Origin of the sequence: Actinopolymorpha rutila (assembly GCF_013407855.1) — a bacterium.
Taxonomy (GTDB): Bacteria; Actinomycetota; Actinomycetes; order Propionibacteriales; family Actinopolymorphaceae; genus Actinopolymorpha; species Actinopolymorpha rutila.
Map to the genome: position 1 here is coordinate 6,184,871 of NZ_JACBZH010000001.1, position 14,094 is coordinate 6,198,964.

General features: G+C 72.2%; 12 protein-coding genes. 3 read left to right on the top strand and 9 right to left on the bottom strand.

Translation table 11 applies throughout. The annotated features are described in order from the left end of the window. Nucleotides 1–69: 69 nt before the first annotated feature. Together F4554_RS27760 and F4554_RS27765 are read right to left on the bottom strand one after the other, a co-directional pair. Complete coding sequence (locus F4554_RS27760; RefSeq protein ID WP_179790435.1) at nucleotides 70–2,388, bottom strand: sodium-translocating pyrophosphatase; 2,319 nt, start codon at nucleotides 2,386–2,388, stop codon at nucleotides 70–72. Between the two features lie 500 nt (nucleotides 2,389–2,888). Continuing rightward, nucleotides 2,889–3,233, bottom strand: coding sequence for an anti-sigma factor antagonist (locus F4554_RS27765; RefSeq protein ID WP_179790437.1), 345 nt, complete (start codon nucleotides 3,231–3,233; stop codon nucleotides 2,889–2,891). 360 nt (nucleotides 3,234–3,593) lie between these two features. On the opposite strand from F4554_RS27765, the gene F4554_RS27770 reads away from it, so the two are divergent. Both F4554_RS27770 and F4554_RS27775 read left to right on the top strand, forming a co-directional pair. Beyond that, nucleotides 3,594–5,990, top strand: a complete 2,397-nt coding sequence (locus F4554_RS27770; protein ID WP_179790439.1) for a DEAD/DEAH box helicase — start codon at nucleotides 3,594–3,596, stop codon at nucleotides 5,988–5,990. Next, nucleotides 5,987–6,571, top strand: a complete 585-nt coding sequence (locus F4554_RS27775; RefSeq protein ID WP_179790441.1) for a hypothetical protein — start codon at nucleotides 5,987–5,989, stop codon at nucleotides 6,569–6,571. The genes F4554_RS27770 and F4554_RS27775 overlap by 4 nt, the downstream gene beginning before the upstream one ends. A 14-nt stretch (nucleotides 6,572–6,585) precedes the next feature. Here F4554_RS27775 and F4554_RS27780 read toward each other — a convergent pair whose 3' ends face one another. The 7 genes from F4554_RS27780 to ssd form a co-directional block, all read right to left on the bottom strand. Then, nucleotides 6,586–7,065, bottom strand: a complete 480-nt coding sequence (locus tag F4554_RS27780; protein WP_179790443.1) for an Rv3654c family TadE-like protein — start codon at nucleotides 7,063–7,065, stop codon at nucleotides 6,586–6,588. 1 nt (nucleotide 7,066) lies between these two features. Then, nucleotides 7,067–7,435 carry a TadE family type IV pilus minor pilin gene (locus F4554_RS27785; protein ID WP_202889488.1) on the bottom strand — a complete coding sequence of 123 codons (369 nt, stop codon included), beginning with the start codon at nucleotides 7,433–7,435 and terminating at the stop codon, nucleotides 7,067–7,069. 134 nt (nucleotides 7,436–7,569) lie between these two features. Further along, the gene (locus tag F4554_RS27790; protein ID WP_179790444.1) at nucleotides 7,570–7,749 is read right to left on the bottom strand and encodes a DUF4244 domain-containing protein; all 180 of its coding nucleotides are present in this window, start codon (nucleotides 7,747–7,749) and stop codon (nucleotides 7,570–7,572) included. A gap of 393 nt (nucleotides 7,750–8,142) precedes the next feature. Then, the gene (locus F4554_RS27795; protein WP_202889489.1) at nucleotides 8,143–8,874 is read right to left on the bottom strand and encodes a type II secretion system F family protein; all 732 of its coding nucleotides are present in this window, start codon (nucleotides 8,872–8,874) and stop codon (nucleotides 8,143–8,145) included. Then, nucleotides 8,871–9,662, bottom strand: coding sequence for a type II secretion system F family protein (locus F4554_RS27800; RefSeq protein ID WP_179790446.1), 792 nt, complete (start codon nucleotides 9,660–9,662; stop codon nucleotides 8,871–8,873). Before F4554_RS27800 ends, F4554_RS27795 begins: the two co-directional genes overlap by 4 nt. Continuing rightward, entirely contained in the window at nucleotides 9,659–10,861 is a 1,203-nt protein-coding gene (locus tag F4554_RS27805) for a TadA family conjugal transfer-associated ATPase (RefSeq protein WP_179790448.1), read from the bottom strand. Before F4554_RS27805 ends, F4554_RS27800 begins: the two co-directional genes overlap by 4 nt. Next, nucleotides 10,858–12,039 carry a septum site-determining protein Ssd gene (ssd, locus tag F4554_RS27810; RefSeq protein WP_179790450.1) on the bottom strand — a complete coding sequence of 394 codons (1,182 nt, stop codon included), beginning with the start codon at nucleotides 12,037–12,039 and terminating at the stop codon, nucleotides 10,858–10,860. Before ssd ends, F4554_RS27805 begins: the two co-directional genes overlap by 4 nt. Nucleotides 12,040–12,816: 777 nt before the next feature. Here ssd and F4554_RS27815 point away from each other — a divergent pair. Then, nucleotides 12,817–13,713 (top strand): HAD family hydrolase, encoded by an 897-nt coding sequence (locus F4554_RS27815; protein WP_179790452.1) that lies wholly within the window; start codon nucleotides 12,817–12,819, stop codon nucleotides 13,711–13,713. The last annotated feature ends 381 nt before the right edge of the window (nucleotides 13,714–14,094 follow it).

Consider the following 14,094-nt stretch of genomic DNA (forward strand, 5'->3'; position numbering starts at 1 on the left):
ATGCGGTGACGGGGCCCCTGGAGGATCGAGCCGTCCGAATCGGGCCTCAGCCGGATCCGGGGAGATCGGTCAGGCGACGTTGGCCGTCTGCCGGTTCTCCTCCTGCTCCGAACCGATGGCGACCGGGCGGCGCTTGGAGATCGTCACCGCGACCACCACGACCACCACGGCGGCCACGGCGATGCCGATCCGCAGCGGGGTGTTGGCGCTGTTGCCGACCGACAGCTGGACCACGGCCGGGGCGATCAGCACGGCGACGAGGTTCATCACCTTGATCAGCGGGTTGATCGCCGGGCCCGCGGTGTCCTTGAACGGGTCACCCACGGTGTCACCGATGACGGTCGCCTCGTGCGCCTGCGAACCCTTGCCGCCGTGCGTGCCGTCCTCGACCAGCTTCTTGGCGTTGTCCCACGACCCACCGGAGTTGGCCAGCAGGATCGCCATCAGCGTTCCGGCGGCGATCGCACCGGCGAGGTAACCCGCCAGCGGGCCGACGCCGAGACCGAAGCCGACCGCGATCGGCGCCATCGCCGCGAGCAGACCCGGCGTGGCCAGCTCGTTCAGGGAGTCACGGGTGCAGATGTCGACCACCCGGCCGTACTCCGGCTTGCCGGTGCCCTCCATGATCCCGGGGATCTCCCGGAACTGCCGGCGCACCTCGAACACCACCGCGCCAGCGGCGCGGCCGACCGCGCTCACCGCGAGGCCGGAGAAGAGGAACACCACCGAGGCACCGATGATCAGGCCGACCAGGACGTTCGGCGAGTCGACCGTACGCAGGAAGGCGGTGGTCGACGCCGCCGCCTGCGAGCCCGCGGAAGCCAGCGCGTTGGTGACCGCGTCGTTGAACGAACCGAACAGCGCGGTCGCGGCGAGCACGGCGGTCGCGATCGCGATGCCCTTGGTGATCGCCTTGGTGGTGTTGCCCACCGCGTCGAGCTCGGTGAGGATCTTCGCGCCCTCGCCGTCGACGTCGCCGGACATCTCCGCGATGCCCTGCGCGTTGTCGCTCACCGGACCGAAGGTGTCCATCGCGACGATCACGCCGACGGTGGTGAGCAGACCGCAGCCGGCCAGCGCGATCGCGAACAGCGAGACGATCACCGAACCGCCGCCGATCAGGAACGCGGCGTAGACCGCGGCGCCGATCACCAGGGCGGTGTAGACGGCGGACTCGAGTCCCAGCGCGAAGCCGGACAGGATGACGGTGGCGGCACCTGTCAACGACGTCTTGCCGACGTCCTTGACCGGGCGGTGCTCGGTGCCGGTGAAGTAGCCGGTCAGCGAGAGGATCACCGCGGCCAGCACGATGCCGAGGATCACGGCGCCGGTGGCGATCAGGCGGGGGTCGCCGCCGAGCCGGGCGATGTTCGCCGAGACGCCGGAGAGATCGCCGAACGACGACGGGAGATACGCGAACGCCGCGATCGCACACAGAACCGCGGACAACGCGGCCGAGACGTAGAAGCTGCGGTTGATCGTGGTCAGGCCGTTCTCGCCACCGCGCGGCTTGGTGATGTAGACACCGACCACGGCGGTGAGCGCGCCGATCGCGGGGACGATCAGCGGGAAGACCAGGCCCTGGGACCCGAAGGCCGCCTTGCCGAGGATGAGCGCCGCGACGAGCATCACCGCGTACGACTCGAACAGGTCGGCCGCCATGCCGGCGCAGTCACCGACGTTGTCGCCCACGTTGTCCGCGATCGTCGCGGCGTTGCGGGGGTCGTCCTCGGGGATGTTCTGCTCGACCTTGCCCACGAGGTCCGCACCGACGTCGGCGGCCTTGGTGAAGATGCCGCCGCCGACACGCATGAACATCGCGAGCAGGGCAGCACCGAAGCCGAAGCCCTCCAGCACGCTCGGCGCGTCACCGCGGTAGATGAGCACCACCAGCGCGGCACCGAACAGGCCCAGACCGACGGTGGCCATGCCGACCGTGCCGCCAGTACGGAACGCGACCCGCATCGCCGGGTCACGACCCTCGTCACGGGCGGCGGCGGCCACCCGCACGTTGGCCCGCACGGCGAGCCACATGCCCATGTAGCCGATCGACGCGGAGAAGACCGCGCCGACCAGGAAGAAGATGGAACGCCCGATTCGGACGTTCGCGTCACCCGGGAGGACGAACAGCAACAGGAACACCAGAATGGCGAAGATGCCCAGCGTCCGGAACTGCCGGTTGAGGTAGGCGGAGGCACCCTCCTGGACACCTCGGGCGATGGTCTGCATGTTGGCGGTGCCGTCACCGGCCGCGAGAACCTCACGGCGGAAGACCGCGGCCATCACGAGCGCGATCACGCCGATCCCCGCGACGATGGCGACGTACGTCAGGTTGCCGCCGGTGAGCGAGACAGGTTCCCCCTCGGCAGCGAGTAGGAACGCGGACATTCGTCCTCCTTGACAGGGGCTACGACGACCCCTTGGTGTCGATCCCGTTGATGTGCGCCCCGACATCGGCGTGCGCGAGACGGAGCGTCAGGATCGAAGACCTGGCCATTTCCGGTCCGGTCCGGACTTTCGTGTGCACTCGGGCGTGCGTACGAACGCCGTTCCGGCCGGCCGTGGATGCGTTGTGGTCCCCGGTCCAGCGCTCCATCTCACGCGACGGTGTCGGTACCGACCGGCATCGTCGACAGGCGCGCGGACAACTGGCGCCACCGGATGGAATCCGGGGCGCGCCGGAGTCTACATTGCCCGCCCCCACCAGCGACGACGCGACCCCCGCGAGTCGTGGCCCGGGGAGCGGCTGCGGTGAGCGCGGCGCACGCCCCCCGTCGTACGGCCCGTCGATCTCACCGGTCCCGCCGGGCTCACCGCTCCAAAGTACGTCGCGGCGACGGTGTGGCCGGGTGTGGCCCGGCCACGAGACCGGGCTCCGGCCGGGCTCCCTACCGAACGGTCGGCATCACCGCCTCGTCGACGGTGTCATGAATCGGGAAGACCTTCGTCAACCCGGTGATTCGGAATATCTTCAGCAGGCGTTCCTGGGTGCACACGATCTGCAGGCTTCCTTCGTGGGAGCGCACCCGCTTCAGCCCGCCGACCAGCACCCCCAACCCGGTCGAGTCCAGGAAGTCGACGCCCTCCATGTCGATGACCAGGTGGTAGTGGCCGGCCTCGACGAGGTCGACCACGTGTTCTCTGAGTCTGGGTGCGGTGTAGACATCGATCTCACCGCCGACTTCGACCACGATGTGGTCGCCTGCGGCGCGGTTCGCGAGGGATAGATCCACGAGCTCCTCCAGCACTACCATCCGACGGACCGGCCCTGATGGGAATTCAATCACCTGACGTGACCTCACGACAGCACCGGGCTATCTCCCGCGCGAGTCGGCCCGGCCGGCCCGCTGCTGACCTACCGGGCATCCGGCCGGTCTTCCGCTGCCGTGGCGTACCGTCCCGCGCGACCTGAGCCGCGCCTGCGCCATGCCTGAGCCGCGCCTTGTCGGTGGGACGGTGTGACACTGTCCTTCGTGTCCTTCAGCCGGCCGTCCCGTTCCCAGCCGTCCGACGCATCCGCCCAGAACCGTCCCACTCCAGGCGTCCCCACCCAGGAACACCCAACTCGGGAACGCCCCGTGGAGGAACGCCCCATGCAGGAGCGTCCCGCACGGGGGCGTCGCGCGGGCGCGGGCCGGGCCACCGACCCCGCGGCCATGCTGGACCGGCTCACCCTCGGGGCCGACCGGGCCGAACGCGTGACCCACGTGGAGCACGTACCCGCCCGGCAGGGACGTACCGCCGAGTGGCCTTCCTGGGTGCCGCCCCAGGTCCTCGACCGGCTCGCCGCCTACGGCATCCACCGTCCGTGGACGCACCAGGCGCACGCCGCGCAGCTGGCCCGCGACGGTGAACACGTCGTCCTCGCCACCGGCACCGCGTCCGGAAAGTCCCTCGGCTACCTGCTGCCGGTGCTCAGCGAGATCCTCGCCGGTCCGGACGGCGAGACCACTCGTCGCCGCGCCGGCACCGCGTTGTACCTCTCCCCGACCAAGGCGCTGGCCGCGGACCAGTTCCGCGCGGTGAGCGAGCTGGCCGGCGAGGACGCGCTCGCGACCACGTGCGACGGCGACAGCGGGTGGGCCGAACGCGACTGGGCCCGCGACCACGCGGCGTACATCCTGACCAACCCCGACATGCTGCACCGATCGATCCTGCCCGCGCACGCGCGGTGGGCGAGGTTCCTGGGCTCGCTGCGGTACGTCGTCGTCGACGAGTGCCACCACTACCGCGGCGTGTTCGGCTCGCACGTCGCGCAGGTGCTGCGCCGGCTGCGCCGGATCGTGGCGCACTACGGCGCCGATCCCACGTTCGTGCTGGCCTCGGCGACGGTGTCCGAACCGGCCGGTTCGGCCAGCCGGCTGACCGGTGTGCCGGTACGCGCGGTGACCGATGACGCATCACCACACGGCGGGCTGGCGTTCGCGCTGTGGGAGCCACCGTTCACCCGGCTCACCGGGGAGGGAGGCGCGCCGGTCCGCCGCAGCGCGACCGCGGAGACCGCCGACCTGCTCGCCGACCTGGTGGCCGACGGCGTACGAACGGTCGCGTTCATCCGCTCCCGGCGCGGCGCGGAAGTGGTGGCGGTCCAGGCCCGCGAGCACCTCGCCGAGGTCGCCGCCGAGCTGCCCTCTCGGGTCGCGGCCTACCGCGCGGGCTACCTGCCTGAGGAACGCCGCGCCCTCGAACGCGCTCTGCAGAACCGCAGACTGCTCGGCGTCGCGGCGACGAACGCGCTGGAGCTCGGCGTGGACATCGCCGGGCTGGACGCCGTGCTGGTCGCCGGCTACCCGGGCACCCGCGCCTCGTTGTGGCAGCAGGCGGGACGGGCCGGACGCGACGGTCAGGGCGCGCTCGCCGTCTTCGTCGCCCGGGACGATCCGCTGGACACCTACCTCGTCCAGCACCCGGACGCCGTGTTCGGCCCTCCGGTCGAGGCGACCGTGCTGGATCCCGACAACCCCTACGTCGTCAAGCCACACGTGGCGGCGGCCGCCGCCGAACTCCCGATCACCGACGCCGACATCGACCGCTTCGGCCCCTCCGCACCCGCCGCGCTGCAGGCCCTGGAGGCGGAGGGCATGGTGCGCCGCCGCCCGCACGGATGGTTCTGGACCCGCCGCGGCCGTGCCAGCGACCTGGCCGACATCCGTTCGGTGGACGGGCAGCTCGTGCGGCTGGTGGAGGGATCGACCGGGCGGCTGCTCGGCACGGTCGACGCGGGTGCTGCCCACACGTCGGTGCACGACGGCGCGGTCTACCTCCACCAGGGCGCGACGTACGTGGTGGACCACCTCGACCTCGAAGCCGCCGTCGCCCTGGTCGAACGCGCTGAGCCGGACTACTCGACGACCGCCCGCGAGATCACCGACATCGAGGTACTGGAGAGCGAACGCAGTGAGCAATGGGGTGAGGCGACCCTCGACTTCGGCTCGGTGAAGGTGGAGAACCGCGTCGTGGCCTACCTGCGCAGGCGGCTGGTCAGCGGGGAGGTGCTCGGCGAGGTGCCGCTGACCCTTCCGCCCCGCACGCTGCAGACACGGGCCGTCTGGTGGACGGTCTCGGAGAACCAGCTCGCGGAGGCCGGACTCGGCCGTGCGGACGTCGGGGGCGCCGCGCACGCTGCCGAGCACGCGGCGATCGGCCTGATGCCGTTGTTCGCCACCTGTGACCGGTGGGACGTCGGGGGCGTCTCCACCGCGCTGCACCCGGACACCGGCCGGATGACGGTGTTCGTCTACGACGGCCACCCGGGCGGAGCGGGGTTCGCCGAGCGCGGTTTCACCGCGGCCGCCCAGTGGCTCGCGGCGACACGCGACGCGATCGCGGCTTGCCACTGCGCCGACGGCTGCCCATCATGCGTACACTCCCCGAAGTGCGGAAACGGCAACAATCCGCTCGACAAGTCCGGTGCTGTCCGGCTGCTGGATGTTCTGCTCAACGGGGCGCCGCGCGAGGCCCGGCCTGTCGAAGGAGATGACGGCACATGATCGTCGTCGGAATCATTCTGGTGCTGCTGCTGGTCGCCGCCGCGGTCGGAATCGCGGTGGGCGGCGGACAACCGACCGCTGTCGAACTCGGGCCACTGCGGATCGAGAGCTCCACCTCCACGTTCTTCTTCATCGGGGTCGGCGTCACGATCGCGGCCGCGTTCGGTGCCTGGTGCCTGGTGGTCGGCACCAAGCGGTGGCGCACCCGTCAGCGGGAGCTGAAGGAGCTGCGCCAGCGGACGGGGGGCGGCACCGGTGCGGTCGCCGGCGGCGACACCGCTGCCGGCGGTGAACTCGGGTCCGGCTCGGGCGGCGCGAACCAGCCCGCCGGCGGAGCCACCACGCCCCGGCACTCCGCCGACGCCGGGACGTCCCCGGGGCACGGCGAGTCCGGCACCGCTTCGGGCGGACCGACCGAACACGGCACCCGCGACCACCCGTCCGGTGAGGCCGGCCGGCCCGGGAACGCAGGCGGCCCCGAAGACACCGGACGCCACACCGATCCCGGTGGCCACGCCAACAGGGCCGCCTCCCCGGCCCGCGAGCCTCACCACGGAGTCCGCCAGGACCCCATGCCGTGAGCACCTGACCCTGCTCAGGTTGGCTGGGTGGTGGGGCCGGCACGTGCTCGGGCTCGTACGACGAACAGCCCACCTCCCGGCGCGGCCGGATGTGCCTCCACGGTGACGTCCACCTCGCTCCCCTCCACCGCACACGCGACGAGGCGCGCCCGGTGTGCCGCCGCGATCCGGTCGGCCACCGCACAGGCGGACCCGAGCTGGTCCGGGCGAACCGCCGCGGCCGACAGCGCCGCCAGGTCCGCCGCGGTGTCGGCCCTGCGTCCCGCACCCACGACGGCGACCATCGTGGTGGACACCACCGCCGCCATGACCACGATCGCGGCCGCCGCCAGCGTCCAGACACTGCCGCTGCCGCGTTCACATCCGTGAGTGAACGCCTTCGTCGCCGACGGGCTCGCCTCCGCCGTTCCCTTCGTCTCTGTCCGCTCCTTCGTTTGGGTCGGGTCGTTCGCCTGCCCCGGGTCGTTCGCCTGCCCCGGGTCTTTCCCTGCCATGTCAGGAGACCCCCGGCTCGAGCGCCACGACCGCATGGCCGCCGACCGTGATCGCCGGCAGCCGGGACAACACCGGCCAGGACGGCCTGGCGTCCGCGACCACCTCGACGCTCGCCATCCCGCCGGCGCGACGCACCGTGATCCGGGCCCCCTCGGGCGCGCTGCGCCGCCCCTCCTCCTCGCCCGCGCCGACGGACTCACCGCGGGCCACCGCGCGGGCTGTGTCGCGCGCGGCGTCGACGCACCGGGCCTGGATTCCGACCACCGCGACCACCCAGGTCATGCCGAGCGTCACCGCGACGAGTGCGGCCAACGCCACCGCGGTCTCGGCCGTCACCATCCCCGCCTGGCAGCGCCGTCTCGCCTCCACCTTCACGTCTCCTCCCGTTCGCCTTCGTTCCAGCACCACGAACCATTTCCGAAAACCGCCACCTCAGCGCTCCTCGCCCGCCACTGCCGGGTGGCCGGCCCGCCCGGCCTCGGCAAGCGGGCCGGCCACCGCGATCAGCCCGCCAGGCTCAGCGCGGCCTTGACGAGCTTCATCAACAGCTGCTGCACCTCCGAACTCGTCAGCAGCTTGATCAGCAGGCCGGCGAAGCTGGCCGCGGCCACGGTGCCCACGGCGTACTCCGCCGTGGTCATGCCCCGCTCGTCCGGGCGAGCGATCCGGCGCACCTTGCGCATAAGTACCTCCAGGAGTTCCGGCGACCGGCCGGTCCGGCGCCCCGATGTCCGAGGCGATGCATCGACAATGCTGGAAAGGCCTCGGTCGCGGCGCGGTCTGGTCAGGCCCTGAGGACAACTCGGCCGACCGGTCTCCTGTGGACGAATCTCCAACCAGTACAGGGATTCGGGCCCGACGAGACATAGGTCGCCGGACTCGGGGACGAGAACGAACCGACTCGGGGGACCAGGACGAACCGGCTCCGGGCCGCAAGGAGCTGACGCCCCCCACCCGCGCAAGGCCAGCTTGACGCGACCTCGAAGCGCTCGTCGCTACCACGAGAAGGGACGTCAAATCGCAGGTCCCAGCGCGGTGACGGCGACCGCCGGAGTGGTCGGCGACGAGCCGGACGGTCAACGCAGGAAGGCGTCCACCGCGCCCGCGACGAGCGGCACGATTCCCACCAGGACGAAGGCGGGAAGGAAGCACAACCCGAGTGGTGCGGCCGCGCGCACCCCGACCGTTCTGGCGCGCTGGTCGTTTCGTGCCCGTAGGGCTGCCCGCGCGTCGTCGGCCAACCGGTCGAGAGTGCTCGCCAGCGGTGCGCCGGAGTCCCAGACCCGCACCATCGCCCGCCCGAACGACGCCAGCCCCTCCTCGGCGAGGAAACCGGACCATGCCGTTCGGGCGTCCGCGCCGAGCCGGAACGCCGTGGCCACCTGTCCGAGCGCGCTTCCCGTGGGGCCTTCGAGCTCTGCCGCGATGACCTCGACCGCCCGCTGCGGTGAGCTGCCGGCCCGCAGGCATCCGGACAGCAGGTCGGCGACGAAGGGCAGGTCGGCGGCGAGTTGTTCGCGGCGACGGCGTACATCACGTGGCTCCAGTCGGCCCAGTACCCACGGCACGGCGAAGGCCACGACCGCACCGAGAACGAGGCCGGGCACCCCACCCACGACCACCACGGCCGCGCAGCCCGCGAGTGCGGCGGCCAGCATCCGGCTTCGCCGCTCGGCCCCGCGCGCCGGAGGACGTCGACGGGACACCGGAAGCCGGGGACGAACGCGGTCCAGGCGCCGGTGAGCCGTCGCCGGACCTGCCCACGTCAGCATCGCGACGCCGACCAGAGCGGCGGCCAGGAAGCTCACGGTCGTCCCTCCGCACGGGCCGCCAGGCGTTCGACCCACCACACACCGGTCGCGGCGAGGAGCGTGCCCAGCAGCAGGCAGCCCAGACCGTAGGGAGTCCGGAGGAGGAACGTCAGCGGGTTGGCGCCCACCCCCGCACCGAGGGCCAGGCCCAGCAGCGGCATGACAGCGAGCATCCGGGCGGTGGCCCGAGGGGCGGCCAGGGTGCCGGCGACCTCTTCCCGCAGCCGCTCCTCGGCCCGCATGCCGTGGGCGATCCGCTCCAGTACGACGGCCAGGCCGGCGCCGGTGCCTCCGGCGACCGACCACGCCACGGCGAGTCGCCGCAACGGCGCCGTCCCCGGCGCGCTCACCGCGCGCAGGGCCGCGGGCACGTCACCGCCCATCCTGCTCACCGCGGCGGCCGGCGCGAGGTCGGGCAGGACGCCCGCCGCGGCCGCGAGTGCCTGGTCGGCGCTGCGGCCGGCGCGGAGTTCGGCGGCGACGGTCTCGGTCGCCTCCCACAGTGCTGCCCGCCGCCGGCGCACGTCCTTCCGTCGGGACCATCTGGCGCCCAGCCGGACAACCAGCGCCTGGAGCGGGCGAGCGCGCCGACCGAGGGGCTCCCCACCACGCGCAAGCGACCCGGAGCCGGAGCCGCCGTTCGCCGGACGCCCGCCGCCGGCAGATGTCGCGGCTCCGGACGTGTCCGCGTACAGGCGACGCAGCAGAGTGCTCGGCGGGGCCGGTACGCACACCGCGACGGCGAGACCGACCAGGCATGCGGCGACCACCGCGCCGGAGCTCATCGAGCGCCACCGCGGTCGCCGACGTCCCGCCTGGTCAGCAGCCGGCGCAGCTTGGGCAGGCCGGCGCCGACCCGCACCTCCCCGTCGGCGTCGAACCTCACCGCGGACACCGCCGCCACCAGGCCGGTGGGCTGGCGTTCGAACACGCAGACCTCGCCCACCCGGCGGCGACCGTCTCGGCCGCGCACCAGATGCACGTCCACGTCGACGGCCGCGGCCAACTGGCTGTGCACGGCGGCCCGGCCCAGCCCGGCGGCGACGCCGAGCGCCTCGATCCGCGCCGGCACCTCCGCGGCGGAGTTTGCGTGCAACGTGCCGCAGCCACCCTCGTGGCCGGTGTTGAGGGCCGCCAGCAGGTCGACGACCTCTGCTCCTCTGACCTCGCCGACCACGAGCCGGTCGGGCCGCATCCGCAGGGCCTGCCGCACCAACGTGCGAACGGTGATCTCCCCCGCGCCCTCGAGGTTGGCCGGGCGCGCCTCCAGCGCGACGACGTTCGGGTGGTCGGGAGCCAGCTCCCCCGAGTCCTCCACCAGAACCAGCCGGTCGGACGCCGGGACCAGTGACAGCAGGGCGGCCAGCAGCGTGGTCTTCCCCACGCCGGTGCCACCCGACACGAGAAACGCCAACCTGGCCTTGACGAGCCTGCTGAGCAGGTGCGCGCCCTCGGCCGGCACCGAACCCTCCGCCACCAGCTCCTCGACCGCGAACGCACGCCGGCGCGGCACTCGCAGCGAGATGCAGGTGCCCCGCGTGGACACCGGCGCCAGCACTGCGTGGAAACGAGTGCCGTCGGCCAGCCGGGCGTCCACGAACGGGGTCGCGTCGTCGAGCCGTCGTCCCGCGCCGCCGGCCAGGCGCTGGGCGAGCCGGCGCACGGCGGACTCGTCCTCGAAGGCGACGTCTGTGAGTTCGAGGCCGGCACCCCGATCGACCCACACTCGTCGCGGCCCCTGGACCAGGACGTCGGTCACGTTGGGATCGGCGAGGAGGGCCTCGAGCGGGCCGGCACCGGCAAGCTCGCGGCGTAGCGTCTCCACGATGCGCAGGACGGCGGCGTCGCCGAGGATCCGGCCGTCGGCTCCGAGCGCGGCGGCCACCCGGGCCGGTGTCGGATCGACCGCCTGCTGGGCCAGTACCTGGCGTACGCGGTCGAGCAGTCCCTGGTCGACCGCCGCGGCGGTCGCGGCCCCGGTCATGCGGCCGCTCCGTTCCGACGGATCCGGCGGTCGTTTCGCGGCCGACGTGCAGGTCGGGCGTCGAGGTCCGCCGACGGCTGCGCCCCCCGCGCTTGCGCGGACTGCCGAGCTGAGCCGATGCCGAGGTCGGCCAGCAGCTTTCGGCACAACGTCGCGAGCGGGCCCTTGCCGCGGCGGCCAGGCGCCTCGCCGTGTTCGAGCATCACGTCCAGCCGGGGCTCGGGTGCGAGCTCACCGGCCAATGGAAGCTCCAGCGCCGCGGCCACCACCTCACCGTCCAGTCCTGCCGGTGAAGGCCCGCGCACCACCAGCCGAAGGTCGGACACCAGCGCACCGACGGCCGACCGCACCCGGGCGGCGGCCGCGACCGCGCGCACCTCGGCGGGGACGACCAGCAGAGCGAGAGTGCACTGCGCCAGTGCCGCCTCGGTGGCCTCGTCGACGTGCCTGGGCAGGTCGACCACGACGAGGTCACCGCCGCGCACGGCCGCGTTCAGCACCGACCGCATCGCCGCGCGCGGGATGGTGAGCAGGTCGCCGCGGTCCCAGGAGAGCACGACCAGGTCGTCGACGCGGGGCAGTGCCGACCGCAGGGCACCCGCACTCACCCTCCCCTCGGTCGCCACCAGCTCGGGCCATCGCATGCCCGCGCAGTCCTCGCCGCCGAGGATCAGCTCGATGCCACCACCGAGCGGATCGCCGTCGACCAGGAGACTTCGTACGCCCCGGCCGGCGGCCGTCACCGCCAGGGCGGCGACGAGCGTCGACGCCCCTGCCCCACCGCGTCCGCCCACGACGCCGACCGTGACCGCCTGCCGCCCCGCACCATCGGCGGCGTCGGCGAGCCGATGAACGATCCACTGCTCCGCGTCGGGGAGCTGGAGGACGTGCTCCGCCCCCAGCTCGACCGCGCCCTGCCACAACCCGCGGCTGTCCAGCTTGTGACCGACCACCACGACGTCCGGGCGTCGTGGTGGACTCACGCGGACGAGATCGGCCACCAGATCGGCGCCGACCAGGACGAGGGGTGCAGCAGGCCACAGCCGGCGCGCCATCCCGGCGTCGGCCGCCACCTCCAACCCGGCGCCGGCCGCCGTGCCGAGTCGGACGAGATCGTCGAGGAGGAGTTCGTCTGCCGTCGCGACGACCGATCGCGACCCGGGCAGGAGTCCAGACATGGAGAACCTTTCGAACCAGCCACAGATGGGCGGAGAGCGGTCGGAACGGCACTCACGATGCCTCGCCGCCGACAGCGGCGAGCGGGCCCGAACCGGGCCTGTGGACGGGGCCGCCGATCACGTCGGTGTGGAAAACAACCGGGAAACGGCAGGTGCGAAACCGGAAAGTCGGAGGGTTCGCAAAGGTGTGTGCCGGGCACTAGAGCAGACGACGCGAGCTACACAGGCGACAGCCCCCGCCGGGGGGGAGAGCGGGGGCTGTCCCTGGCCTCAGCGCGCTCGGCGAGCTGGGCCGGCACCAGCGGCGAGGGGGTCAGCCGCTGAGATTTTGCTTTCCCTCACCAAAGTCGTCTCAAACTTCGGACGAGGGCCCACACTCAGTTTGTCTCACGGGTGTCTGCCGCGCCAATCCTTCGTGGGTAAAAGGCCGAGGCCGCCCAGGATGATCCCCGGTCGAGTCCCCTCGATCCCCCGAGATTCCCTGTTGTGTGCCGGAATCGCGCCCATTGTCACAGCCGAACGCCGATCGCCCGGTGAGCGGAGCCGTTACCGAAAAGACCACCGCTCGACCGCGAACCGTTGCCCACCGACCGTTCCGGCCTCCCCGGTGCCGACCTAGGCTGGAGGACGGCCCTGGACGATGGCCCAGCAGTATTGGCCCTGCAGGCCGGCCGAGAGGGACGGCCCGAGAGGGACGGCCGAACCGATCCCGATCCGGCCGGCCCGAACGCCAGCCGAACGCCAGCCCGACCGACGACGGACGAGGACCTGCCGACCATGCCCGACGAAGACCCGCGCCGGCCCGACTCCGGCCACCGCGTCGCGGCGTTCTTCGACCTGGACAAGACGATCCTGGCCAGGTCGAGCACGCTCGCCTTCAGCCGCCCGTTCTACAACGGCGGTCTCATCAACCGGCGTGCGGTGCTGCGGTCGGCGTACGCACAGTTCGTCTACCTGCTCGGCGGCGCCGACCACGAGCAGATGGAGAAGATGCGGGCCTACCTCTCGGCCATCGTCACCGGCTGGGATGTGCAGGGTGTGAAGGACATCGTCGCCGAGGCGCTGCGCCACGTCGTCGACCCACTGGTGTTCGCCGAGGCCGTCGCGTTGATGGCCGACCACCAGGCCGCCGGGCACGAGGTGGTCATCGTCTCCTCGTCCGGGCAGGAGGTCGTCGGGCCGATCGGCGAACTCCTGGGCGCCGACCGGGTGATCGCCACCCGTATGGGCGTCGAGGACGGCAAGTACACCGGGGCGATCGACTTCTATTCGTACGGCGAGAACAAAGCGACCGCCGTACGCGAGCTCGCCGCCGAGGGGCACTACGACCTGGCGGAGTGCTACGCGTACTCCGACTCGATCACCGATCTTCCCCTGCTGCGGGTGGTGGGCCACCCGTTCGCCGTCAACCCCGACCGCCCGCTGCGCCGCATCGCCGCCGAGAACGGCTGGCCGGTTCTTCGGTTCGCCCGGCCGGCCGCGGTGGAGGAGACAGGCACGCGCACGACAGGCCGCCGGCCCGCGCTGGCCGTCGCGGTGTGCGCCGGCGCGGCGATGGCGGTGGTGTGGGCCGTCCGCAGCGGCCGGATCTCCGACGTACGTGGCCGGGTGGATCTTCGCGTCGAAGGTAAAGATCTTGGCCGTACCCTTTCCTTCGCGGGACGAAGGTCGTAGAAAGGCAGTACGTCCCGTGGGACCAGAAGAAACCACTCTTCTGATTGCACGAGACGTGCACGCCGGCCGGGCACCCACGCGACGACCAGCCCGTCTTCGAGGGCGGTCGCTTCGGCTCCTGGACTTACGGGAACGAAGCGACACCAGGGTGCGCGCTTGGTAACCCGGCCGACGTGCGCCTTCCGCGCCGACCGCGCTCGCCTCATCTGCCTCCGTCGGTCCTTCGTACGCGTCTGTTCCGCACGCGCATGAACGATTCCGCGACGACCGGACAAGCCCTCTTCCGCTCCGGTCAGCTGTTTTCCCGCCTGGGTTCGCGATTGGCGTCATCGCGTACGACGAAAATGTCCGTGACGCAGGACAAACCGGTGGTTCCGCGCC